This is a genomic window from Pseudanabaena sp. Chao 1811, assembly GCF_027942295.1.
Taxonomy (GTDB): Bacteria; Cyanobacteriota; Cyanobacteriia; order Pseudanabaenales; family Pseudanabaenaceae; genus Pseudanabaena.
Genome location: NZ_CP101416.1, coordinates 3,434,277 through 3,460,686, shown reverse-complemented (window position 1 = coordinate 3,460,686; position 26,410 = coordinate 3,434,277). Strand labels below are relative to the sequence as shown.

19 protein-coding genes are annotated in these 26,410 nt (G+C 42.6%); 6 read left to right on the top strand and 13 right to left on the bottom strand.

What is annotated here, in order from left to right; translation table 11 throughout:
- Positions 1–60 precede the first annotated feature (60 nt).
- The 11 genes from NMG48_RS15820 to NMG48_RS15770 form a co-directional block, all read right to left on the bottom strand.
- Positions 61–1,227, bottom strand: coding sequence for an amino acid ABC transporter substrate-binding protein (locus NMG48_RS15820; protein ID WP_271252436.1), 1,167 nt, complete (start codon positions 1,225–1,227; stop codon positions 61–63).
- A 110-nt stretch (positions 1,228–1,337) separates the two neighbouring features.
- Positions 1,338–2,108: a serine O-acetyltransferase gene (gene cysE, locus NMG48_RS15815; protein ID WP_271255288.1), complete on the bottom strand. Its 771-nt coding sequence runs from the start codon at positions 2,106–2,108 to the stop codon at positions 1,338–1,340.
- Positions 2,109–2,216: 108 nt separating this feature from the next.
- On the bottom strand, positions 2,217–2,852 hold the full coding sequence (locus NMG48_RS15810; RefSeq protein WP_271252435.1) for a YqiA/YcfP family alpha/beta fold hydrolase: 636 nt from the start codon (positions 2,850–2,852) through the stop codon (positions 2,217–2,219).
- A gap of 170 nt (positions 2,853–3,022) precedes the next feature.
- The gene (locus NMG48_RS15805) at positions 3,023–3,484 is read right to left on the bottom strand and encodes a heavy metal-responsive transcriptional regulator (RefSeq protein WP_271252434.1); all 462 of its coding nucleotides are present in this window, start codon (positions 3,482–3,484) and stop codon (positions 3,023–3,025) included.
- Positions 3,485–3,604: 120 nt separating this feature from the next.
- Positions 3,605–4,474, bottom strand: coding sequence for a hypothetical protein (locus NMG48_RS15800; RefSeq protein WP_271252433.1), 870 nt, complete (start codon positions 4,472–4,474; stop codon positions 3,605–3,607).
- Between the two features lie 89 nt (positions 4,475–4,563).
- Complete coding sequence (locus tag NMG48_RS15795) at positions 4,564–4,758, bottom strand: heavy-metal-associated domain-containing protein (protein ID WP_271252432.1); 195 nt, start codon at positions 4,756–4,758, stop codon at positions 4,564–4,566.
- 277 nt (positions 4,759–5,035) lie between these two features.
- Positions 5,036–9,223, bottom strand: a complete 4,188-nt coding sequence (locus tag NMG48_RS15790) for an SUMF1/EgtB/PvdO family nonheme iron enzyme (RefSeq protein ID WP_271252431.1) — start codon at positions 9,221–9,223, stop codon at positions 5,036–5,038.
- Entirely contained in the window at positions 9,220–11,136 is a 1,917-nt protein-coding gene (locus NMG48_RS15785) for an AAA-like domain-containing protein (RefSeq protein WP_271252430.1), read from the bottom strand. Before NMG48_RS15785 ends, NMG48_RS15790 begins: the two co-directional genes overlap by 4 nt.
- A 322-nt stretch (positions 11,137–11,458) precedes the next feature.
- On the bottom strand, positions 11,459–11,986 hold the full coding sequence (locus tag NMG48_RS15780; protein ID WP_271252429.1) for a cupredoxin domain-containing protein: 528 nt from the start codon (positions 11,984–11,986) through the stop codon (positions 11,459–11,461).
- A 148-nt stretch (positions 11,987–12,134) separates the two neighbouring features.
- Positions 12,135–14,399 (bottom strand): heavy metal translocating P-type ATPase, encoded by a 2,265-nt coding sequence (locus NMG48_RS15775; protein ID WP_271252428.1) that lies wholly within the window; start codon positions 14,397–14,399, stop codon positions 12,135–12,137.
- 156 nt (positions 14,400–14,555) lie between these two features.
- Positions 14,556–15,326 carry a DUF305 domain-containing protein gene (locus NMG48_RS15770; protein WP_271252427.1) on the bottom strand — a complete coding sequence of 257 codons (771 nt, stop codon included), beginning with the start codon at positions 15,324–15,326 and terminating at the stop codon, positions 14,556–14,558.
- 451 nt (positions 15,327–15,777) lie between these two features.
- On the opposite strand from NMG48_RS15770, the gene NMG48_RS15765 reads away from it, so the two are divergent.
- The 5 genes from NMG48_RS15765 (at position 15,778) to NMG48_RS15745 (ending at position 22,522) form a co-directional block, all read left to right on the top strand.
- Positions 15,778–16,509, top strand: coding sequence for a DUF305 domain-containing protein (locus NMG48_RS15765; RefSeq protein WP_271252426.1), 732 nt, complete (start codon positions 15,778–15,780; stop codon positions 16,507–16,509).
- 101 nt (positions 16,510–16,610) lie between these two features.
- Complete coding sequence (locus NMG48_RS15760; RefSeq protein WP_271252425.1) at positions 16,611–17,819, top strand: 4-hydroxy-3-methylbut-2-enyl diphosphate reductase; 1,209 nt, start codon at positions 16,611–16,613, stop codon at positions 17,817–17,819.
- Positions 17,820–18,052: 233 nt separating this feature from the next.
- Positions 18,053–19,987 (top strand): SPFH domain-containing protein, encoded by a 1,935-nt coding sequence (locus NMG48_RS15755; protein WP_345961279.1) that lies wholly within the window; start codon positions 18,053–18,055, stop codon positions 19,985–19,987.
- 773 nt (positions 19,988–20,760) lie between these two features.
- Positions 20,761–21,678 (top strand): NAD(+) kinase, encoded by a 918-nt coding sequence (locus NMG48_RS15750; RefSeq protein WP_271255287.1) that lies wholly within the window; start codon positions 20,761–20,763, stop codon positions 21,676–21,678.
- Positions 21,679–21,763: 85 nt separating this feature from the next.
- Positions 21,764–22,522 carry a pentapeptide repeat-containing protein gene (locus NMG48_RS15745; RefSeq protein WP_271252423.1) on the top strand — a complete coding sequence of 253 codons (759 nt, stop codon included), beginning with the start codon at positions 21,764–21,766 and terminating at the stop codon, positions 22,520–22,522.
- Between the two features lie 58 nt (positions 22,523–22,580).
- On the opposite strand, the gene pdhA is transcribed toward NMG48_RS15745, so the two are convergent.
- Both pdhA and NMG48_RS15735 read right to left on the bottom strand, forming a co-directional pair.
- Positions 22,581–23,609, bottom strand: coding sequence for a pyruvate dehydrogenase (acetyl-transferring) E1 component subunit alpha (pdhA, locus tag NMG48_RS15740; protein ID WP_271252422.1), 1,029 nt, complete (start codon positions 23,607–23,609; stop codon positions 22,581–22,583).
- Positions 23,610–23,701: 92 nt separating this feature from the next.
- Positions 23,702–25,138 carry a GTP-binding protein gene (locus NMG48_RS15735; RefSeq protein ID WP_271252421.1) on the bottom strand — a complete coding sequence of 479 codons (1,437 nt, stop codon included), beginning with the start codon at positions 25,136–25,138 and terminating at the stop codon, positions 23,702–23,704.
- 305 nt (positions 25,139–25,443) lie between these two features.
- Here NMG48_RS15735 and NMG48_RS15730 point away from each other — a divergent pair, with 305 nt between their 5' ends.
- Positions 25,444–26,265, top strand: a complete 822-nt coding sequence (locus NMG48_RS15730; RefSeq protein WP_271252420.1) for a Tic22 family protein — start codon at positions 25,444–25,446, stop codon at positions 26,263–26,265.
- The last annotated feature ends 145 nt before the right edge of the window (positions 26,266–26,410 follow it).

The following is a 26,410-nucleotide window of genomic DNA, read 5'->3' as shown; positions in this document are numbered from 1 at the left end:
CTCGCGTAGCGAGCGTTTCAATAATATGGGTTTTGTTTATAACTATGCCGAGCTAATTGATTAGCGAAATGGTGGAGCGTACATTAACCCACCATTTCGCCAGAGTTCATTTTGTCCTCGCGGTAATTTAAAGGCACTGTCTTTACCGAGATTGCGATCGTAGATTTCGGCATAGTTGCCTACATGCTTGATCACTTTTACCGCAAAGTCATTACTAATACCCATATCCTTGCCAAGGCTGCCGTCCACACCTAAAAATCGGCGCACTTCCGCATTTTTACTTTGTAATTGCGTGGCTAAATTGGCTGAAGAAATATCTAAATCCTCTGCCTCGATCGCTGAAAAAATAATCCATTTCACAATATCTGACCATTTCGAGTCGCCATCACTAACGGCTGGCGCAAGCGGTTCCTTAGAAATTACAAAATCTAAAACTACATGATTCTCAGGATCGGCAAGACGAGTACGACGTACTACTAAGGCTGAGCGATCGGCGGTAATTGCCTTGCAACGTCCTGATTGGTAGGCATTAAAGGTGGCATTGACCTCTTCATATACCACAGGCTTATAGGGAATGTTGCGCTTACGCATCTGGTCAGCGAGGTTCTGTTCAGTAGTTGTCCCTGTTTGAGCGCAAATATCAGCATCTTTAAGATCACCGATCTCCTTAATATTGCTATCTTTGCGAACCATTAGCCCCTGTCCATCATAAAAAACTACGGGCATAAACGATAGGCGCGAACTCGTATCACGACTCAATGTCCATGTGGTATTGCGACTCAGCACATCCACTTCCCCCGACTGCAAAGCAGTGAAGCGTTCTTTCGCATTGAGATTACGGAATTGTACGGCATCAGGATTATCAAATAATGCAGCAGCGATCGCCCGACAAATATCAACATCTAGCCCCGAATATTTGCCCTCTTTATTAACAAAACTAAATCCAGGTAACTCACCACTAACTCCACAATTTAATTTGCCCCGCTTCAACACAGTTTTGAGGTAGTCGCGATTTCCAGCACTGTTTCCATTGACTTGATCGGGCGTTGGGACTGGCTCACAGGCGGCGAGAGTAAATAAACACAAAAATAGACATAATCCTGTGATCAACCAAGCGATCGGGCGTTGCCAGAATTGCTTGGACATTTTGTTAGACAAAATTCTGCGCCAGAGATTTTTCCAGAAGTACCGAAAACCTTGACGACGCGATCGAAACTGGTGATCCATAGAATTTGTTAGTAATGCATTTTTGAGTGCATTATAGCGGCTTGTCCAAAATTCATAATAAAAAGGCTCGCAATGCGAGCCTTTTTATTATGAATTTTGGACAATATTTTTTAAATACCGCCGCCTTCGGAAAATCCTTCATACTCTTGATGACGGTCAAATGGTTTTGGAGAATGATCAGAAGGTACGAGATGGCGCGGGCGGACATTTTTGAGCAGTTCTGAATCAATAATGTAGTTGTTGACAGGATGTAAACTATGCAACTCAGCATTTTTCTCTAGTTGCTCCACACGACCAATCAGAGAACGAATGACATCACCTTCAGGATCGGGAACTTGACTATGATCGAGAGCCGAAACCTTGACACCATGACGATGCACAATCCGCCCGGGGATACCCACTACCGTGCAATCGGGAGGAACGGATTTGACAACGACAGAGCCAGCACCAATCCGTGAATTGCTGCCAATTTCGATATTGCCAAGGACTTTGGCTCCAGCGCCAATAACCACGTTGTCGCCAAGGGTGGGGTGACGCTTACCTGATTCTTTACCTGTGCCGCCGAGGGTGACACCTTGGTAGATCAACACATATTCACCAACGATCGCTGTTTCGCCGATTACTACGCCCATACCGTGGTCAATGAATGCACCCTTACCAATTCTTGCCCCAGGGTGAATCTCAATGCCTGTGAAGAATCTTGCCATCTGTGAGATCATCCGAGGGATCACAGGTAGCTTGAGCATATTTAGCCAATGGGCAAAGCGATAGAGCCAAATGGCATGGAGTCCGGGATAGCATAACAAGACTTCTAGCCAGTTACGGGCAGCAGGATCACGTTCAAAAATGATCTTGAAGTCGGCTTGCAGCGTTTTGATGATATTTTTCAACGGTTTTTAAACCTTTTTCTTAAATGCAACTGCTTATTTCAAATCCTAGCGGATATTTTGTATCAAAGGAAACTACCCTTTGGAATGAGTATTTAAACTCTAGCTGATTTCCAAGAATTGTTTGGTATCTTGCCAAATATTTATTAAATCACTACCAAGGGCATGATCATCATTGAGTAATTTTAAGATTACTTGCGATCGCCTTTTGGCAAATTCTTCGCTCATGGATGCGGGTACAACATCATCGTGGATGCCATGAAAGATCAGAATTGGTAGTGCTCGCGTGAGTTGAGCTTCTGAATATTTTTGAGCATCAACTAAAAACTGAAATTGTAAATTTACATTACGTTTTAATCCGTAGTGGTAGAACTCACGGCTGCCATCCTGCTCCCATTGCGCGACATTCTCTGCACCGATATTCTGGGTAATGCGATCGCCAAAGCCAAAAGCTGGGGCAAATAGTACTAATTTCTGGACTAAGGGATTTTGGGCTGCAAGTAATACCGCTAAAAATCCACCGAGGCTCGAGCCAATTACAGCGATCGGTTCATGGGTTTTGAGATAGGTGAGATCGAGGTAAGCTAGCTGCTCAGAAAGGGTAACTTTGGAGAAATCAGTAAGATTCAGATCTGGCACATGCAAGGTTAGTCCTAATTCCGCAAACCTTTGCTGCATATAGTTAGCTTTATAGGAATTGGGACTAGAAGCAAAGCCATGTAAATAAAGATAGTTCATTGAAAAATTAGAGAACAGCTTTGAATTAGCTAATGCGATGGGTATCTACAACATTTTGTGCTCAAATCCGAATCAAGAAATTTTTAAAAGTGTTGCTTTGCAACACTTTTAAAAATTTCTTGCTTTGTGTGATCGGGTATTGCTGTAAAAAATAGTAATCTGTTTTGGGGCTAATATTTTTTTAGGGAACCCATACCATTATGACCTGCTAATTCTTTGACTTCGGCAAGTTCAATTATGGGGCAGATTGTTTCAGCATTCTCTGAGACTAGCGGTTCACCAACAAGGAGTGCCTCTAAATCAGAGCGCAGAGTTAGTAACTGCTGAATTTGGCGATCGACTTCAGCGATTTTATCTTGGAGTTTGACCTTGACATGAACACAAGGTAACTCGCCTTGATCATGGATGGATAGAAACTCTTTGATTTCCGATAAACTCAAGCCTAGACTTTGAGAACGTTTAATAAAACTGAGGCGATTAATGACATTATTGGCAAATAATCGAAATCCACCTTCAGTTCTTCCTGATGATTCTAATAGACCTAGCTCCTCATAATAGCGAATTGTTTTGATAGGAATACCGCTTTCTTTGGCGATCGCACCAATTTGTTTGAGTTCCTCTTGAGCTTGCATATCTCTTTTCTCTCTGTTTTTGTATTTTTAGGAATTACGCAAAAGCACCTTAAAAACTTGATTTCATGTAGGGGCAATTTATGAATTGCCCCTACATTTAGAATTACCACAACCATTCTATCAATCGCGCACATGAATCCCAAAATCAGCCGTGACAATTTTGCCATTGCGGTTAAACTGCCCCCAGAGCTTATATTCTCCAGATTTTGCGAACTTGGTCATGAAAGTAACTTTCCCTTCAGAGCTACTATCTAATGCATGGGCATGAATATAATCAGAGGCAGTCAATGGGGTTGATTTTTTGATGATCACAAGGTGTCCTTTTTCGCCTAAGTAGGGTTGCAAATCAGTAATCGGCTGATTAGTATCAGTATCTTTGAGGTCAAAGGTTAAGGTCACTTCCTCACTAGCTTTAATGTGATCTTGAGAACTGCTCAAATTAATATGGGTTTTGCCAAAGGTCTTGGTGCGATCGAAGTTAATCGGTTTATCCAATGGACTTTCGCCAATAACTTGTGTTTTAAGAACGGAAATTTGTTCTAGAGACTGAGCAGGCTTGTAGTCGCTAAACAAGGTGTATTTTCCCGCCTGTGGAAAGTTCACCGACACTTTAAATCGTCCATTGTGTTGGTAGCTGGGATGAATATGATCAAAGAACTGAAGATCATCACTGACAACAATCAAATGCATCAGCTTCTCTTGAAACACCTCAAATTTTTCAACAGCTTTGCCATTGAGGTCTTGAACATCGATCAATAATGGCACAGTAGTATTAGGAAGTATATTGAGGGGAGTCGTCAACTTTGCCTCAGCAATTGTTGTTTCCGATGATGTCTTTTGGTGGTCACTATGTTCTCCATGCTTATTAGCATGATTGTCTTTAGCAACAGGTTTTGGTTCTTCGGCATTAGATATGGTGGACAATGAGGAGCAAGCTTGAGTCAATGCCAAAACAGAGGTCAGTGCGATCGCGGTAATTAGTTTGTTCATCGTAGTTATTCCTTGATTTATAATGCTTTTGCGGGTTAAAGAGCGATAGAAATATGCTTTCAGATTTGAACGCATATTTCTGTAAATGATTAGGCGACTGGATAGCCAGCATTGATAAGAGCTTCTCGAATTGCTAACTCCGATGCTTGAGTTTCAACAACAATCAGTTTTGTTTTGGTATTAGCTTGAATTTCTGCGTTAGCATCAACGTTTTTAATTGCGGCTGTAACTGTATTGACACAGCTAGAACAGGCAATTTTAGGGGCTGTGAGTTGAATAGTCATAGTTTTAGATAACTTCTATTTTTGGACTAAAAAGAGAAATTAAACACCGACTTCTCTATCCAAAAACAACTCTACATTCTCTATTCGACTGGAGAGTCAAGGGGATAAAACGAAAAAGATGCGGTGCTTTGCGCCACATCTTTTTCGTTTTTATTGCGATCGCACTCAGCATTTCTAATTTCACTCTAGGGTGTTTTTGCTAAGCGGCACTGGAAAGCTAAAGTGTGATCGACGTATTTGCGTCTTTTTCATCGTCATGAAATGGGCGTTTCAGTATTTATCCCTCTTTAACTGTCCAGTGACCACGAAGTACCTCCCCAAAATCTAAAACTACAATTCGGAAACCGATTCCATAAAATCGTCCATGTTCATCAAATTTGTTGCGGAATGCTGAATAAAAATATCGATTGAGACTATACCAAGCTGCCCCTCTAATCGAGCGCATAAATGCTTCACCATTCATTAGCCAAGCACTTCCGTCATTTGGTGAGCCTATATAATTATCATGCCAAATATCTTCACACCATTCATAGACGTTGCCACCCATATCATATAGTCCCCAAGCATTGGGTAACTTTTCTCCGACCATATGAGTTCTACAGTTATAGGTGTTGAGCAATTCCCAAGACTTTTTCTGATCATTTTCCCAAAGCTCTAAATCATCAATTGATGTATCTCCACTGTTATTTGCAAACCATGCATAATCTTCTAAATTATTAACATCATCACCAAAATAATATTTGGTAGAACTACCTGCACGACAAGCATATTCCCATTGTGATTCACTGGGAAGTTGTATTTTTTGTCCAGTCATTAATGAGAGTTTCTTACAGAAAGCAGTTGCATCATCCCATGATACAGATTCCACTGGCAAGTTATCATTATTTCGGAAATACGACGGATTTTTCCCCATTACTGCCTGATATTGTTTCTGAGTAATCGGATATTTCCCCATTTTAAATCCTTTGATATTAACTTTATGCATTGGGCTTTCATTTATATTTTCGTCACTTCCCATCATGAAGTTGCCATCGGGAATATTAACTAATTCTAGCTTGACATCATTAGGGAGAAACAAAACTATATCTTCAGAACTATTAGTATTAACCACAAAGGAGATAAGTTTATTATCAGATTGTGTAGACAAATCAGGCAACTCTAAATTTACACTCTCACTAACATTAGCGAATGGTTGTAATACCTGATTTGAAACAATCAAAGCATTATGTTTATATAGCTGAAGACTATCTTCAAAATAAGCAAAAAAACTTTGCAGAAAAAACAAAAATTCTTCCGAGCCTAATCTATGCAGCCCTAAAATTGGTAGATGTCCTCTAGGGGCGCTTAAGGAATAGTTCATATGGTTCCCCAGAGACCATGAATAATGAATACGCCATCCAACTTGATCAGCAAATTCATAGTTTTTATAGTTCCCATCTTTGATACTACTATTCCAAATCCTCATCTGGACACTGAAACCAAAATGTCCATTACTATAAATTAGCCATAGTCTATCAATAGTACAAATCTCTATTGGAGAAATGTTTTTGATGTCTTCTTCTCTAAGAAACCCTCCTTTTGAGCGATTAGCTAATTTTAATATGAGAAAGTTGGTTTCTCTATTTGCTGCTTCCCATCTCTTAGCTGATAGCAGCTCTCTTAATCGTTTATAGTCATTATTCCTGAGATCGCGCTCAATTAATGGAGGCAAATCAAGTAAAGTTAGATTCATATTCTCTTCTTTACCTGTATCGTCTAATTCAGTTTCTACGGTCTTGTCATAATAAGTAACTGCTTGCTCAACTTGACTCATCAACTTGTCATTACTGGAATCACTTCTAGTAATTAAGTTTTTGTTTATATCCAGTTTTTCTAATTTTTCGGGATGAATTACAAGATAATCTTCTAACCACTGATAACCTTTTATAAGCAAGAGATTTAAACTTAGACCAACAAAGTTCTCTTGCTTATCTTTATCAGACAAAAGCTTTTCAAGATCTTCAATCTCGTGAACTAAACCCTTTTCTGATAAATCCCAAAAGCGAAGTGTACTATCTGAACCTCCAGAGATAAGTAAATCCCCTTTAGGGCTAAAAGATAAACTCCTAACCGATTTTTCATGTCCGTTTAAATGAATCGTGTTTTTCCCTGAAATCTCCCAAATTATGATTGCTCCCGATGTGTCACCAGTAATAACTTTCTGACTGTCTAGGCTGAAACAAGCACTTGTTATCATGTGGGGATAGCATTTAAATCTTGCTAATTCTTTACCATCTAAGTCCCAAACTCTTAACTTGAGATCCTGATTGATAGTTAAAAATTTTTGACTGTCAGGGCTAAAAATTACATTTTTAACCCAGTCTTGATGAGTTACCCATCGATCAAATTTTCTTCCCTGAATTAAGCTTTTAAGATAAACTACCCCCTTTTCTCTTACAGAGGCGATATATCTTCCATCTGGACTAAAGCTAATACCTCTACCTACGCCATGATTAGTATTCTTCTGTTCTATTTGCTGACCAGATATACTCCAAAATCTGACTGTGGAATCTTCACCCATTGTGGCAATTTGTTGACCATCTGCGTTAAATGCCACGTTCCAAACCGATCCTTGATGACCACTAAAAACAGCAATTTTATTGCTCTGTAGATCCCATAAATGAACATCTCCAGTCATAAAACCAGATGAAGCGATCGTTTTACCATCTGGACTAAAACATAAGTCATTAACTTGAGTTTTATTACAATTCCATTTAATAATATTTTGCCCCGATAGCTCCCATAGAGCTATAGTTCCATCACCACCACCTGTTGCAATCATCTTGCCATCTGGGCTGAATCTTACAACATTAACCCCCTGTCGATGAGCTATCAAACAATTTCGCTCGTGAATATTACTTAAAATAGTTTGTAAGACATACTTAGGAGTAAATGTAGGATAATTCTCAGGATAGGTTTGTTTATCAATTAGTAGTTTAAGATCTTGCACTACTTGCATTGCTAAAACTAAAGATTCTAGCTCTTGAGATTCAAACATGTCTAATGCTCTATTTGCCACTTCTGCCCTATTTGCCACCGCATCTAAAGTTTGAATTTCTGACTGTGTTGCTTTTTTCTGGATATTATGTTTTTGCTCAAATCTTTTAAATTGCTCTCTAGCAATCTCCAATTCCTGACGAAGTGATATTTTATCGTGGTTTTGGCTAGCGGTAAGAAACTGAAAATCATTGACATTTAAAGATTTATCCCTTGCCCACTCTAGAGCTAATTGTAATTCTTCCTCATAAAGTAAAAATGAGTCATCAAGTTTATTAGAAGCAAACCAAGCAGACATTTTTTCAGTATAGGGACAAAGATTTGTCACTATACTATCTATCCAAGCAATGTTGAATATCTTTTGATAAATAATATTATGAGAGATTAATCGATTTTGATAGTTAATCACTAAACCAGATAGCCGCAATTCCATTTGATCTTGGCTATTGCCATCAAATATGACTACCTGTTTCATCAAAACACTACGATAAAGCCCCAAAAGCTGGCTTGTCCGATCGCTACGCCACAACAAGCGATCGCGAATCGTCCGTAAATGTTCGGGAATATCTTGACTTTCCCAATTTTCTATAATTGATTCCCAAACCAGATTTTTAACATATTTTGCTTCTGTATTTGACTCAATATAATCCTCAGAAGCAATAATCAGCCTACAGACCTTTTGAGTAAGAAAAGGTTGTCCTTTTGTCCAGTAAAGAATTTGCCGTATTACCGCACGAGGGCTTGCAGCTTTGCTTGATAAACCCTCTGCAAGAGATTGAGCTTCATCAATTTCAAATCCCTTTAACTCGATCGCCCGACCAATATTAAAAGGCGTACTGATATGTTTACTTTTAAGTAGATCAGAAGGAGTTGCAACACCAAGTAAAACAAAAGTCAGTCGATAAAAGTCTGGACGATTAGCACGGCTGTTATAGAATGCCCGAATCGATGCAAAAAAATCATCAGCATTAAAGGGAAGACTCAGTACACTATCAATCTCATCGATAAAGATCACAATTCTTTGCGGGACGTACTCTAATAAAACTTCTGCGATAAATTCACTAAACCTTTGTACCGAGGTAATGAGATCGCGATCGCGCCACCAAGTTCTTAAATTAACTTTCTCTCCCAAATTAAAGCCGCTTACTAAATTGCGGACGATGCTGGCATACCACTGATCGGCGGTAAGATTTTGGCTACCAATGGAAGTCATATCAATCTCAACGCAGGCAAACCCTTCTGCTTGCAAACGTTTCATTGTCTGCACTCGCAAACTAGACTTACCCATCTGTCTTGAATTCAACACATAACAAAACTCTCCTGCCTGAATGCCTTCATACAAATCTTCGTCAGCTTGTCGCCGAACATAAGTAGGAGCGTTGGCAGGAAGACAGCCTCCTGCTTGATAGCTGTAATTCAGACTGGTCATAGATTGCTAACCACCTCAAGGCGATCGCTAAAATAAAGTTGATAAAGATTGCAACGCGGGATCGCATCATTTCCCTGACGCAATGTTAAGCCCATGCTATCCAGTTTAAAAGTCTCTTCTGATGGCAATCGCACAGGTCCTTTACTACTGACAACTTTTTTCATTGCTTCCGCCAGTTTGGGATTTTGTTCAAGATTCCATAAATGGCGACGGAGATGATCGCTATAGATACCTGCCTCAGTAGGGGCATTTTTTAACACATCGACAAGATTGATATTATTTCGCGCAATGTAGTACAGAGCAACACGGACTAAATAGGGATGACCACCCACCATCGCCATAAGTTGCTCTATCTCACTATCTGTCCATTTTAGTCTGTGCCGCCCCACAAGATCTGTCACTTGTTCACGCGAAAATTCTCGCAATTCGATTGGAAGTCCTACATTAAACGGAGATTGATTGATATTTAATGGAATGTATACTTCTTGAGAATGAACAACTATCAGCCGCAAGCGCTTCCATAAATCATCACTTTTTGCGGCTTCATGCCATGCTCTCAGTAAGCCGAAAAAATCTTCAGCGATCGCGCGATATTGAAAAATCAAATCCACTTCATCCAGTGACAGAGCGATCGCTCCACCAATCTCTGGGAAAATGTAATCCTCAAAATATGCCGTGCAATTATCTTTGCTGCCAAAAATCTCATCCCAAGAGTCACTAATTCTACTTTTGAGTTTGAGTTGTCTGCCTACATTGGCGCAGAACCATCGTAAAAATTTATCTAGATCGGCAAACACAGAGCTATCAGCACTTTGAAAGTTGAGAGAAACAGATTGACATCCATGACTGGAAGCATGGTGCAAAATTTTGCCCATCAGTGAAGATTTGCCCATCTGTCGAGGTGCTTTAATGCGGATAAGCGCTCCCGTTTTCTCAATTGCTTCAAAGCAGTCATGCTCTATGGGCGGACGATCAATATAAAAGGGAGAATTTGAAGAAATTTGTCCATCAGGCTCTTCTAAAGGATAAGGACGCTCAAGATTAGTCATTACTGTGGTTCTGTTGCTATTTGCTAGCAAGTTTGATAGTGCATTTAAAGCAATCGTGGCATTCTCAAAGCGTTGACGATAGTCATAGCAAACCATCTTATCCAAAATCGTAATAAGTTGAGGACTAATAGAAGATCCAACAAGATTTTGCCAATTTATTTCGCTGCGGTTGTCTTTGGGAATTGTGAGGCAATCTTTAATGCCCGTCAGCATTTGGATACAGACCATCCCGATCGCATAGATATCGCTACTAGGTTGAGGATTACCTGCAAGTTGCTCACTAGGCATATAGCCAGGAGAACCAACTACTACAGTTTGACTTGAGGTTTGTTCGTTGCTTGATCTTGCAGTAGCTCCTGTCCCTAATAACTTAACTGCACCAAAATCAATCAGAACAATTTTGCGATCGCTACTACGGCGCATTAAATTAGCAGGTTTGATATCACGGTGAATCACCTGAGAGTTATGAACGAAAGCTAGAACTTGAAGAATATCTTCAAGGAATGCAATTACTTCAGATTGAGTCCATGTTTTATCAGCAACAATTTCGCTCTCAAGGGATTGCCCTTCAATCAATTCCTGTACTAAATAAAACTCACCATCTTGCTCAAAATGGGCAAACAGACGTGGAATCTGATCATGACTACCTAAATAATGCAGCGTTTTTGCTTCGCGTTCAAATAAGCGCTTAGCAATCTCTAAGTCTTGTGGGTTATCAAATTTAGGATTGAGTTGTTTAACAACGCATAAGGAAGAACCAAATAGATGATTGTCTTTTGCTAAGAAAGTCTGCCCGAAACCACCACTTCTTAGCGGGCTAATGATCTGATATCTTCCTGCAAGGATGGTTTCAGAGCTAGACATATTTTCGCCAATACAAATAAGTAGATTTCTATAGATTACAGGTAATTTTTGATCTCAAACAAATTGACTATTTTTTTGAAGCTAAGTAGCTGGGCGCAATTAAATATAAAAACCCAAGTTGCTACCTATTCATTTAAGACTAAAGTTAAAATAAAAAATGCTAGATTTTTATATAAAAATAGCGTCATTTTGGACTTAGCGAGGCTGTTTTTAACTTGTTTTGAGCCGATTTTTAATAGGTAGCAACTTGGGTTATAAAACCAAAAAACCTGTGGCGCACGCTGAGCGTGCGCCACAGGTTTAGCTACTTACCTTATTTCTATTATTTTGCCTCGATCGCACCGCGAAACATATTCATGCCACAGGCAAACTCATAGTTTCCAGCCTTGGGCGGCGTGAATTCGATGGTTGTAGTTTTATTCAATTCTAGATACTGGGCGATGTGGAAATCAGCGAGTCGGACTTCTTCTAAGCAACTGCTGGGATCGCGGCGGAGAAAGTTGAGGCGCACAAGTTGACCAGCATTGACGACAATTCTTGAAGGTTCGTAACCACCATCAACGACGACGGTTACTTCTTGAATACCAGATTCAGATTCGGCTTTTTTAGACTTAGGCTTACTGAGGAGAAACCACCAAAGCTCTGCACCGATTAATCCAGCACCAACCACAGTAACAATAATTTTGTTTGCTAGTGGTTGATCGATCACCTTAAATTGAGTAGGTTTAGCAGTCTCAGTTTGCATATTGTGATCATCAGGCATTTTTTCAGAAGCGATCGCCCCAGAGATGGCTCCGAACAGAAAGCCAATACCAACTAGAGTTCCAAAGAATGTAGCTTTTTTTAACATGATAGTTTTCCTTGATTAATGGGCTGTTAGTTATTAGCTGTTAGCTGTTAGCTGTTAGCTATGGAGTTGAAAAAATAAACAGTTTATGGTCTGCAAAATTAGTAGTGTGAAAGCTAAAAGCTAATCACTAAAAGCTAAAAGCTAATCGCTAATCGCTAGCCTTAAAATTCTTCAATCGCAAAGCATTCGTCACCACTGAAACAGAACTAAATGCCATTGCGCCGCCTGCAATCACGGGACTGAGCAACCAACCGAAGAAGGGGAAGAGAATCCCTGCGGCGATGGGAATGCCGAGGATGTTGTAGATGAAGGCGAAGAAGAGATTTTGGCGGATATTTTGGATGGTGGCGCGAGATAGTTGGATCGCGGTGACGATGCCTTGTAAATCGCCCGAAATGAGCGTGATGTCACTGGCGGCGATCGCTACATCTGTACCCGTACCGATCGCAATGCCGACATCTGCTTGAGCAAGGGCAGGCGCATCATTGATGCCATCGCCCACCATTGCCACAATTTTATCTTTTTGACGACCTTCATTTTGTAAAAGCTGAATTTGAGCAGACTTCTGATCGGGACGAACTTCCGCAAACACGCGATCAATTCCAACTTCGTGGGCAATTACTTCGGCAGTGCGACGATTGTCGCCTGTGAGCATCACCACTTCTAAGCCCATGCGCTGTAATGTGCGGATCGCTCTGATTGATGAAGGTTTGACCGCATCGGCAATGCCCATCACGCCTTGGACTTTGCCATTGACGGCAATCCAGATTGCGGTATTACCTTTTCTCTCTAGCGTATCCCAAGTTTGTTCTAACGATTCTGTCGTAATTCCCAACTCTTGCATCCAGCGATAGGTTCCAATTTGTACCAAATGTTCGCCAATATAGGCACGTACACCGCTACCTGCGATCGCTTCAAAATCTTGAGCATCAGTTAATTCCACTTTGAGCGCCTTGGCATAACGTACAATCGCTTCGGCTAAGGGATGTTCAGAATAGCGTTCCACGGTGGCAACCATGCTTAATAGTTCTAAAACCTTACGATCGGGCATTCCTGCGGTGGTGACGAAATGGGTGACACTGGGCTTACCTTCGGTAATTGTTCCTGTTTTATCTAAAACAATTGTTTGCAAATTATGCGCCTGTTCCAAACTATCCGCACCCTTGATCAGAATTCCATTCTCTGCACCTTTGCCCGTTCCCACCATAATCGATGTGGGGGTGGCTAAGCCCAAGGCACAGGGACAGGCGATAATCAACACGCCGACGGTGGTAATCACCGCAAGGGTGACATTACCCATGAAGTTATACCAGATGATAAAAGTGGAAATGGCGATCGCAATCACGATTGGCACAAAGAAACCTGTGACGCGATCAGCAAGGCGTTGAATCGGAGCCTTAGAACCTTGGGCTTGCTGCACTAATTTCACAATTTGCGCCAAGAAAGTGTCCTTGCCGATGCGGGTAGCGCGAAACTTGAAACTACCAGTTTTATTGATGGTTGCGCCAATCACCTCATCACCGACTTGCTTCTTCACGGCAACACTTTCGCCTGTGACCATCGCTTCGTCAATGGTGGAACTGCCTTCAATAATCTCGCCATCGACGGGAATCTTTTCCCCCGGACGTACTAAGATCACATCATCGAGTTGTACTTCGGTGATCGCAATATCCATTTCTCGACCATGCCGAATCACTCGTGCCGTTTTCGCTTGCAAACCCATTAATTTGCGAATTGCCTCAGAGGTGCTTCCCTTAGCGCGATTCTCAAAGAGTTTGCCGAGCAAGATCAAAGTAATAATCACCGAGGATGCTTCAAAATAAACATCGGCAGTTAAACCCTGCGAAGTAAAAAAGGCTGGATTAACCGTAGCAAAAATGGAATATCCGTAGGCGGCTCCTGTGCCAGTGGCAACCAAAGTATCCATCGTGGCAGCGTGACGTTTGAAAGCTTTGGCGGCATTAATATAGAAACTTGCACCACACCAAAACTGCACAGGAATCGTCAACACTAGTTGCAACCAAGAATTATGCATCCATGCAGGAATGAAGGGCAAGCTCAGTCCTGTCATCATCGGTAATCCGCCAATTACTAGAAATAGACTAATCGCACCACCAACGCTCACCTTCCGATTGAGATCCTGTTCTTCTTTGCGTCGAGTTGCCTGCTCCTCGTCATCAGTAACTAAGGGATTTTCTTCTTTTAGTAATTGCGAAGAATAGCCTGCATCGGCGATCGCCTGTTGAATTTTGTTAACGTCAACGGCTCTAGGGTTATAGGTGACAGTGGCTTGTTCTGCGCCAAAGTTGACATTACATACTTCAACACCTGAGACATTGCTAACGACTCTTTCAATGCTACTGGCACAGGAAGCACAACTCATCCCTCGTAATTTCAGCGTCGTCGTTTCCATGTTTACCTCTTGAAATTCTTATAGAATCAAGAAGTGTCGCGTTTTTCGCAACACTTCTTGATTGGACTGGATATATCATGCATTCTCCAGTGAGATGGAGAGTCAAGGGGTAAACAAAAAATTCTGCCAGTGCCGCTTTGCGGCACTGGCAGAATTTTAGCGAAGAGTGCTGTACCAGCCTTGCATCTGGTCAATTTCTTGGCTTTGCGATCGCAAAATGTTTTGAGCAAGCTTACGCATTTCAGGGCGATCGCTATCCACGATCATATTGCTCATCATCAATGCCATCTTGTGATGGGGAATCATCTCTGCTAAAAATTCCTTGTCAAAATCACGATCATTAGCGGTTTCGAGTGTTTTGAGATCGGTAGCCATCATATTACGCTTACCCATCATGTTGCCCATGCCCATTTTGCCGTGATTCATACCCATCATGGAATTAGAGGATTTCATAGGACGGCTAGGCATATCGGGGACATCAGCTTTGTACCATTCCTTATACCAATCTCGCATCTGAGTAATTTCGAGAACTTGGTCACGTTTGATTGCTGCCGCTAGTTTCAGCACATCAGCATTTTTCGATCGCTTCAGCGCCAGATCCGCCATCTTCACAGCTCCATCATGGTGTGGGATCATCATCTCAATGAAGTGGCGATCAGCAAATTCGCCACTCATCATCATGTGATTGGGCATCCCTTGATTTGTCCTTATGGCAGCATTTGTGGCGTTGGGACAAGCAGCAGCATCAAGGGGCTTCTTGGGAGGATTCGTTGTTTGTGCTTGGACAAGGTTTGTCATTGCACTTGTCATGGCGATCGCACCACCAGCAACAATACCAGCGATCGCTAAGATCCATAATCGATAGTGTTTGCGATCGCTTACTGGTGGACGTTTTAGATTAGAGTCTCTAGGTTCTGTTGATTTCATAACTGTTCTCCTGAACTCATATCTCTAGCCTAGTTCAAAAAAATGAACTCGGAATGAAACTCCAGATCTAGCAATCTTAATTCAATAAAACTTAATGCAATTCATGAATGATGTTACGTGGAACCCTCATCCCCCAACCCCTTCTCCCGCAGGAGAAGGGGAGCAAAACCCATATTATTTTCTTGTTCCCCTCTCCTGCGGGAGAGGGGCTAGGGGTGAGGGCTTTACAACCTTCCACGTAACACCAGTCATAAATGACAAGCTTTTCGCAAAATGGCTTAAGTAGCTAACTCAAAGCCAATAGCGCACTCACATCGTGCGCTATTGGCTCTATTTTTTAACGATAAAACTGTTCCTGTTGAGAACCTATCAAGCTTGTGAAGAAAAGTATAATATTCTGTAAGTTTAAATTTAAAATTTAGCTTTTTTACTGTAAGTTAGCATTTTAATAATGAAGATTCTCAATTCCTTAGGGTTTGATCAGTTTCCCAAGTCGCTAAAGCGATCGCTGCTAGTAGCGATCGCTATTGGTGGACTTAGTACTTCCTGTAGTAACCCTAATGACACTGCGACGAATTCTCCAAGTACTGAAGCTCCAAAAGCGCAAACTCAGCCTGTCAGCTCAACCAGTCCGACTACCGCTAAAACCACAAACCATAGTGGGATGAATCATGGAGAAATGAGTTTAGGGGCAGCCGATTCTGATTATGATTTGCGCTTTATTGATGCGATGATTCCTCACCATGAGGGGGCAGTGGTGATGGCAAAGGCAGTCTTGCAAAATTCTCAACGTCCAGAATTGAAAAAACTTGCCAATGAGATTATTCAGGCGCAAGAGAAAGAGATTGCAGAAATGAAGAAATGGCGTAAAGCATGGTATCCCAATGTCAGTGATACGCCAATGGCTTGGCATAAGGAGATGAATCACATGATGCCGATGACTGCCGAACAAAGAGCAACCATGCGAATGGATTTGGATTTGGGTAAGGCTGGTCAAGATTTTGACTTGAGATTTATCAATGCGATGATTCCTCACCATGAGGGGGCAGTGGTGATGGCAGAGGATGCGATCGCTAAGTCAAAGCGAGCAGACATCACGAAATTAGCAAAGGGAATTATCTCTTCTCAACAAACTGAAATTGATCAAATGAAGAAATGGCGCAAGGATTGGTATAAACAATAAGAGTTTTGGATTTTGTGTTTGCAAATGAGGGCGTACTCATTTGCAAACCACGATGGGCTATATAATACTTTCAGCACAATTACCTAGAATCATCTAAGCGCATGGACAATACGCTCGATACACAAGCAATACGGAGATCTTTGCAAAAGTCTCCCAACTATTTCCGTCAAGGCTTTGGGCATGGCGAAGCAGCCGAATCGACCATGCGATCGCAATATCATAGTGACCTGATCCAAACTATTCGTGAGCATGACTATATCTACACGCAAGGCGATGTCACGATTTATTTAGCGAAATCCTTTGGCTTTTGCTGGGGTGTCGAAAGAGCAGTAGCCATGGCGTATGAAACCCGTACCCAGTTTCCGACAGAAAAAGTCTGGATTACCAATGAGATTATTCACAATCCTTCCGTTAATGCCAAATTGAAGGAAATGGAAGTTCAATTTGTTCCTGTAAATAGTGATGGAACTAAGGATTTCTCAGGCATTGAGCAGGGTGATGTGGTGATTTTGCCTGCCTTTGGCGCTAGCGTTCAGGAAACCCAATTATTCGATCGCCTTGGCACGAAAATTGTTGATACCACCTGTCCTTGGGTATCCAAGGTTTGGAATCGGGTCGAGAAGCATAAGAAATCAGATTTCACCTCGATTGTGCATGGTAAATATAATCACGAAGAGACGATCGCCACAAGTTCCTACGCCAATCGCTATTTAGTAGTACTGAATATGAAGGAAGCCGAATATGTGACTAATTACATGCTCAATGGCGGCGACAGAGAAGAATTTATCGCGAAGTTCAGCAAAGCCATGTCCGTCGGTTTTGACCCAGATCGTGATTTAGAAAGAGTCGGTGTCGCTAATCAAACCACGATGCTCAAGGGCGAAACGGAAGCGATCGGCAAGCTGTTTGAACGCACAATGATGCAGAAGTATGGTGTCGAACATCTCAATGAGCATTTTCTCGCTTTTAACACCATTTGTGATGCTACTCAAGAGCGTCAAGATGCGATGTTCGAGATTGTCGAAGATCCGATCGATTTGATGATCGTGATTGGTGGTTATAACTCTTCTAATACCACCCATTTACAAGAAATTGCGATCGAGCGCAATCTTCCTTCCTATCACATTGATGATGTGCATCGGATTATTTCGGCTGAAGTAATTGAACATAAGCCATTAGGAAAATCGATCGAGCAAGCCACTAATTGGCTCCCCGCAGGCAAAATCAAGATTGGCGTAACTTCAGGCGCATCCACCCCCGATCGCGTTGTCGAAGATGTGATCAATCGAATTTTTGAACTTAAGGGTTAATTGCCGCACAACAAAAACTGGTCGCGAAGCGACCAGTTTTTGTTTGGGGTTATTAATTTTTTTAGTTAGTTTTGAGGATTTTCTGACAATTGCGCTAGATTAGCAGCAGTTCTGAAAGTGGGGTTCCTCCCGTGAAAAAACTAATGCAGATTCAGGATATTCACCAAAACTTGATCAAAAAAATTAGCAAAAAGTTTTGGGCGCGATCGCTTGTTTCAGGGGCAGCGATCGCCATGCTTGGGACAGTGACATGGACTGTAGTAAATGGTAATGATCAAGCGATCGCTCAGCAAAACAATCAACTCATTGCTCAACAAAATCAATCACAGCAGCGATCGAACTCTGCTCAAGCCCCGCAAATGCAGTTAATGCAGGCAGGCGATTTTAACTTTCCCATTTGGGTATGGGTAATTGGTGGCGTGGTGTTGGTATTTGTATTTTTGCCACAGGTGGGATGGATTTTAGGCTTAATTGTAATTGGTGAGCGCGAAGTCGGCATCGTCGTTAAGAAATTCTCCTTCCGTGGTGACTTACCTCCCGGACAATTAGTTGCCATCAATGGCGAAGCAGGCTATCAAGCCGATACCCTTGCCCCCGGTTGGTATTTTGGCTATTATCCTTGGCAATATGGAATTCGCAAAGAATCGGTAGTGGTAATTCCCCAAGGCGAAATTGGCTTAATTATTGCTAACGATGGTAAATCCATTCCCCCCGATCGCATTCTCGGCAAAACCGTTCCCTGTGACAACTTCCAAAATGCGAGACAGTTCCTCTTAGCTGGTGGTGAAAAGGGTAGACAGATTGGCATCTTAACCGCAGGAACCTATCGGATTAATACGGCTCTATTTACAATTATTACTTCGGTGAATGCTGGTCAAAATGGAATGTCACCCAATGACCTGAAACTCTATTCTGTGGAAACCGAAAAAGTAGGTATTGTCACCACTTTAGATGGCATTCCCATTGAATCAGGGGCAATCGCAGGGGCGATTATTCCTGAACATGATAACTTCCAAAATGCTCAGTTATTCATCGATGGCGGCGGTCGGCGGGGCTTACAGGAGCAAGTAATTCTATCGGGTTCATGGAATCTCAATCCTTGGTTTGCCAAAGTGGAACAGGTGAAAATGACCGAGATTCCCATTGGTTATGTGGGCGTAGTAATTTCCTTTGTCGGTGGCGCTCAAGATGATGTCAGTGGCGCTCTATTTACCCACGGGCATTTAGTGAATGTCGGTGATAAAGGTGTATGGATTGAGCCGCTTTACCCCGGTAAACATCCTCTCAATACGCACATCATGAAAGTGGAACTCGTACCCACGACCAATATTGTGCTGAACTTTAGCGATCGTAACGAAGAGCATGGTTATGACTCTAAGCTCAAAGCCTTGAATGTGCGATCGATTGATGGTTTTGCGTTCAATTTGGAAGTAGCCCAGATCATTCATGTGGGAGCCTTAGATGCCCCTAGAGTGATTTCAAGGGTTGGTTCCATGCAAAATCTTGTCGATCATGTACTGCGTCCGACCGTTGGCAATTACTTCCGTAATTCTGCACAGGCTTATACCGTGTTGGATTTCCTAATCGCTCGTAGCGATCGCCAAGCGGAAGCCGCTGATTTTATTCATACGGCTTTGCAATCCTATGATGTCCAAGCCGTTGATACGCTATTAGGGCAGATCGCGCCACCAGAAACCCTAATGCAAACGCTGACCGATCGCAAAATTGCCGAAGAACAGCGTAAAACCTACGAAGTCCAGCGTATATCCCAAACGCAGCGTCAAGAACTGGTACGGGAAACTTCGCTTGCCGATATTCAGAGGGAAGTTGTTACCGCAGAGCAGGGTGTTCGCATTGCCGAACTACAAGCTAATGCCAAAGTCAAGGAGGCAAGTGGTGAGGCGGAAGCAATTCGTGTTACTGGTGAAGCTAAAGCTGATGCCTATCGTGCTGGGGTCAATGCCCTCGGTGGTAATTCCTATGTGGCGCTACAAATGATGCAAGCGATCGGTGAAGGTAAAGTCCGAGTCGTGCCAGATGTCGCAGTTAATGGTGGCGATCGCGGCGGCGGCTTGCTGGATGGTGTATTAGGAATGATGCTTTGGAATCAAACTAAAGAAGCAAAAGAAACAAAAGTTGATAATTTCCCTAACTTGTCTTCCCACTGATTAACCCAAGTTGCTACCTATTCATTTAAGACTAAAGTTAAAATAAAAAATGCTAGATTTTTATATAAAAATAGCGTCATTTTGGACTTAGCGAGGCTGTTTTTAACTTGTTTTGAGCCGATTTTTAATAGGTAGCAACTTGGGTTGATTAACTAAGCGTAATTAAATATAAAACTTAAAAACCTGTGGGGCATATACAGTGTGCGCCACAGGTTTTTACTATTTAGTCACACTTTAAAACGGGCAAAGCATGGCTCAAAGTAAAGAGTGGTGGCGAAATGCTCCGCCACTCTTTAATAGCTATAACAAAACTAGATGAGGGGTGATATTACTGGATACTACGATAGGTGAAGACTTTTCAGGAAAGCTCGCTAAATATAAGCGGCAAGACTCCCATTTACCTTGAACTGGAACTGACAACAAACTACAATATCCGCCGTTTCGACCTTGTGGAGCATAATTTTTACAGAATCGGCAGTTCATAAAAACTCCATACATCCAGATTCAATCGATATTATTGTTGCTCCTGTTGTCCTCCTATCTTGTGATTAATTGCTACATTGATAGTGATCTTGATCACCATCAATTCGATAACGCTATTTGCGCGGCGCTTCGCGCCGCGCAAATAGCGTTATCGAACTCACGTTAAGCAAATCGCCAAAAGCCTACAGCTAATTACTAAAAGCCTAAGAGCTAATTGCTAAAAGCTAATTGCTAAAAGCTATAATTACCCAACAGACAAAATTTTTGAATAGTCTAGGTAGTCATTGAGCGTGCCAAAAGTCGGTATTGTCTATAACGACGCAAAACCAGTCGCTGAGCAGGTCGCATTAGATATGAAGTTGTGGCTTGAAAAGCGCAATATTCAGACTGTGCTGGCGACAGGAAATGGCGGTATTTTGGGCTATGGTAAGCCAGATGCTCCCGTATGCCACACTCCAATCGAAAGCCTAGTCCCCATAGGCTTCGATCGCGACATTATGTTTGTGGTGGCTTTAGGCGGAGATGGTACTGTCTTATCAGCTTGTCGCCAAATTGCCCCATTAGGTTTATCCCTGCTCAATGTAAATACAGGGCATATGGGTTTTTTAACAGAAACTTACTTGACGAACTGGGAAGAAGCAATTTCCCAAATTGTCGAGGGACAATATGTCGTTGAACAGCGATCGATGATGACCGTGCGGGTCTACGATAGCCAAGGTCTACTGTGGGAGGCTCTATCGCTCAATGAAATGGTATTGCATCGTGAGCCATTGACCAGTATGTGTCATTTTGAGGTGCAGATTGGTCGCCACATGCCTGTAGATATTGCGGCAGATGGTGTCATCATTTCCACCCCCACTGGCTCAACTGCCTATGCCCTATCGGCAGGTGGTCCCGTCATTGAACCCGGCATTCCTGTATTTCAGCTAATTCCCATTTGCGCCCATTCCATGGCATCACGGGCTTTAGTATTTGCTAATACCGAAAAAGCGATCGTTACTCCCGCCAATCGTCACCGTTTGGTGTTAGTGGTCGATGGTAATGCAGGTTGCTATGTTTATCCTGATTATCGGGTTGAGGTTGAGCGATCGCAATATCCTGCAAGGTTTATTCGCCTTCAAAAAGGTGAATTCTTTAAAGTCTTACGGGAAAAGTTAGGGTGGGGATTGCCACATATTTCTAAGCCAACTTCAGCTGATTGGTCTTAAAATCACCTACTATTTGAGATCTATGCCAGACATGGCTCTCACATAAAATACACTCAAATAAACTCAAAGCATATCCAAGGACTCTATGAGTCAAGGTCTTAACTTTGCAAACCAAGATTTGCGCGATCGCTCCTTTCAAGGTAGAAACCTGATCGGGGCTGACTTTAGCGGCGCGGATCTACGTGGATGTAATTTTTATCGCTCTCAATTAAAGTTTGCCAATTTTGCCAATGTGCGAACTGGCAAAAGCCCAAGGCAAATCGCGATCGCCAACTTTACCTCGTTTGTGATGGCATTGATGTTTGCGGGAACAGCCTTGATTGCGACGATCCTACTGATCACTTTTATTCTCACGTTCATCTTTGGTACAAATATTGTCAATCGCGAGACGATCTATTGGGTGGCGATTATCGCGATAGTGGTATTTGCCGTAGGCTTTGCGATCGCTTTTACCATCAACTTCACTTTCTCTCATAGCAAAGGAATTCTTACCGCAATTCCTATTACTCTGATTATTGCCTTTGTGTCAGGATACTTTGGCTCAACATTTACGAAAATCTTAGTTTCTGGTGCTTTTAATGCGATCGCTGGTTCGATTAAATTTAATAGCTTCACGGCTTTACTCACTTTTTTAGCGATCGAGCCATTACAAGTTTTTGGCAGTCTCTACTTATTTCGTATTGCTATCAATGCCTCACGCACAGCTATAGGCACACAATTTCAGTATGCCGATCTCACTAAAGCCTCATTTCAGAATGCCACTTTAATTAGTTGTGATTTTACTAACGCGATTACAGATGACGTTAATTGGGAACAAGCCCAAATATCACGATGCAAATTATAGCGATCGCCCCTTTAAAAAAGAAGGGACGCTTTGCGTCCCTTCTTTTTTAAATCGTCTTTTACTCGTCTTCAGCGAACTGATAACGGAATAGATCCTTAGGATCGGGTTCAGGAGAAGTTTCGGCAAAGCGAACACATTCCTCAACCACATCGCGGATCTTCTTATCAATATCTTTTAACTGACCTTCATTGACTAAACCATGCTCAAGCGCATAGCTAGCGAAGATTTTAATCGGATCGCGTCCAAACCACTTGTCCTTATCTTCCTTGCTGCGTAGCTCATCGGGGTCAGCGAGGGAGTGACCTCTAAAGCGATAGGTCATACATTCTAAAACCGTAGGTCCTTCACCAGCACGAGCGCGGCGGATTGCTTCTTGAGCATATTTCCGCACTTCGACTACGTCCATACCATCAACTTCAAATCCGGGCATCCCAAAAGCTTCTGCTTTCTTATGGATGCGGACATCAGAAGTTGCGCGAACATGCTTCATGCCGATTGCCCAGTCATTATTTTCGATTACAAAAATAATTGGCAACTTCCACAAAGCCGCCATATTCAGCGTCTCGAAGAATTGACCATTATTACTTGCACCATCACCAAAGAAACAAGCAGTCACTTGGTCGGCATTAGGATCGCCCATTACTTCGCGGCGATATTTGGACTGAAATGCTGCACCTGCCGCTACGGGAATACCTTCAGAAACGAAAGCATAGCCACCTAAGAAATTATGCTTAGCGGAGAAGATGTGCATGGAGCCGCCGCGCCCCTTACTGCATCCTGTTTCTTTACCAAAAAGTTCTGCCATGACTTCATTGGCGGTAACACCTGCACTGAGGGCATGAACGTGATCGCGGTAGGTGCTACATACATAGTCATCGGGGCGCATTGCCTTGATCACGCCAGTAGCAACGGCTTCTTGACCATTGTACAAATGCACAAACCCAAACATTCTTCCGCGATAATACATTTCCGCGCACTTATCCTCAAAAGTACGCCCCAGTACCATGTCTTCGTAAACAATTAGGGCTTCTTCTGTAGTTATGTTAGGTGCAGAAGTCGAAACAGTTGCAACGGTATCTTGAGGCATCGATTCAGTACTGGTGCTAATCTTAAAAATTTTTCTTTTGCTAGTCTAGCAGCGAATGACTATTGCAGTACAGCGATCGCAGGGGCATATCGCTAGATCTTTCTCAACCTACGCAAATCAATTTTGGCGCGGAGTTCATCTTTGATTCTTGCCAAGATCGAATCTTCGTCAATGGTTTCCAAAATTCTTTTAACCACAGCTTTAGGTCCATCGGCTCCCCATGATGCGCCATTGGCGAGATATTCCTTCGTGACTAGTCCCAACGCATAGGTGGAGAAACCTGCTACGCCTGCTTGGGCGATCGCTACTGACACATAACCACCCATCGTGAGACCACCCGTTACAGGGGCAGCGATACCGAGCAAACTTTTGAGAGAACTTAAGCCGAAGGTAGCTAGAAATTCACTTGCGCCGATGCCGCCCATACCCAGTGCAATTTTTTGCATCAGAGAAATTGCGCCACGATTACTCATATTAATGCCGTAGAGCTTTGATAGTGCCACGATCATCGACACGTCGATAATCGCACTGGTAATTACATCAACTACAGTGATGGGATTAACCGCGATCGCTACGGCTTGAGTAATCACACAATTCCAAATAATGCGATTGGCTTGGCGATCGCGCACAAACATTTTGCGTTGGACTACCCGCTCCTGCACCATATCCGCAAACATCATTGTATTTAGGGCAATGAGCGATTTCCCTTCGCGATCAAGTACCTCAAGGATTTTCAGCTTTAAATCTTCAATTTGCGGCTTACCATTGACTAGTTCTGCTTCAAAGGAGCCATCGGGCTGACGGATCGCCTTAGCCACAAGGGGCGAAGCTGCGGTCATCACGATTTCATCTTTAGTTAATAGTTCACGCACCCGTTCATCGCGAATTTTGGCATAGATTGCCATCCGATCTTGAGGGGGATATTGGTCGATTTTGTTAAATACTAACAAAATCGGTTTACTAGCACCTCGTAGTTCCGAAAGCGCATCATACTCAACTTTAGTAATATCTCCTGCGACGACAAACAAGATTAAATCCGCCTGTTGCGCGATCCGTTTGGCAAGTTCCGCACGACCTTCGCCGTCAACCTCATCAATTCCGGGGGTGTCGATTAATTCAATCCGTGCCTCGCCACGTCCCTGAAATGAGGCTTTGAGAATAGTGCGATCGCCATTAGACTGCATCGCCTCGCGGGAAATCTGCCATTCCGCCGCTTGCCGACTCGTTGTCACCCCATGTAGGGGGCCAGTCTCAAAAAACTGTCCTCCCATCAAGGCATTCAGCACTGACGATTTACCACGACCGACCATGCCAAATACAGCTATTTGCAGGACTTGACGCTCTAGTTTATCGAGCATTTGCTGAAGTTCTTCGAGGGGTTCCTCTAGCCCACGCCGTTCCCGTTCGGACAAGTCCAAATTAGCCACAATGTCGCGCAATGTCCGTTGCGCTTGGCGATAATTTAGTTCCTCAAAAATCTCGTCAAAGCTGAGAAAATTTTCATCTTGTGGCATAACATCGCTAGGCATAAATATGGTTTTAGGATTTAGTTTTAGGAGTTGTATGAAGATTTTTAGGATTTTGGGAATCTTATGTGGTAACTATTTTGCAGGAACTATAATTATGATATTCGAGTCGTAAAGGGTAACAACTCAATGTCGAGTTGCACTAAAGCTGATCTAAAAAGGTTGCCTTTTGAAGCAGGATCTTGTTAGAGTTGCGCCCAAGTAACTCTTAAGTAACTAAATTCTTTCGCTTTTACCTTTTGCCTTTACTTGTGTCTCACTCAACTTTCCCAAACAAACCCCATAAGCATATTGTAGCTAGGAGAAATATGTCCGTATTCAAGTCGTTGGTTAAACTAGCAGCCACCGCAAGTGTTGCAGGTGCGATCGCTGTTAGTCCCATATTTACTCTCAAGGCTGAAGCTCTAACTGAGGCGCAAGTTTTAGAACGGTTGGGAAGTATTCCTGTTTTTACGATCACCGATGATAAGGGTTCGCCTCTATTGGGTGCAGTACCTCAGCAACCCAATGCTAAGGCTGATGATAGTCAGCTATTATTCTTCTTCCTTGGTCCCGATGAAGCGCAGCAAATGCTAAGTCAGGTTCAGAAATCTAATCCTGAAGTGGGCAAAAAAGCACAGATCATTGTGAGATCAATGAATGATGCCTATCAAGTGATCCGCCAAAACAAGGACAAAAAGGTGCTGTTCCAGTTTATTCCTGCTAAAGCTAGCATCGAATCAGCGAGAACCATCTTGACAGCTCAAGGCGTTGCGGCTGATAAAATTCCCAATGTTCCTGTTTTCTTTGCGATCGGTGGTCAAGATAAAAATCAAGGCTTGTTAACCATGAGCATTGATCAAAATGGCAAGAAGGAGCAAGTAGTTCCTTTCTTCCTTGATAAGTCTGATCTGCAAAATTTGCTCGATCGCGCTAGCAAAGATCAACCTGATATCACCAAGGCAACAAAGATCCAAGTGGCATCTTTGTTCCAAGTCCTAGACTCAATGGTTTCTAAGGATAACAAACCCAATCCTGAAGTTGATCGCTTCCAGTTTGTGCCGTCACGAACTTCCTTTGAGTACATTCTCAAAAATAGCAAGCAATCTGCTAATCCCCAACTAGCACCTCAGGCAACTCCTAAGAAATAGTAAAAAAGAGGGCGCAAAGCGCCCTCTTTTTTTTGCGTTAATATACTTGACACACTGCGCAGATTTTTACCCCCCTCAGTCCCCCCTTTCAAGGGGGGAAGTCTAAGTTCTCCCCCTTCCAAGGGGGAGTTAGAGGGGGTTTTTA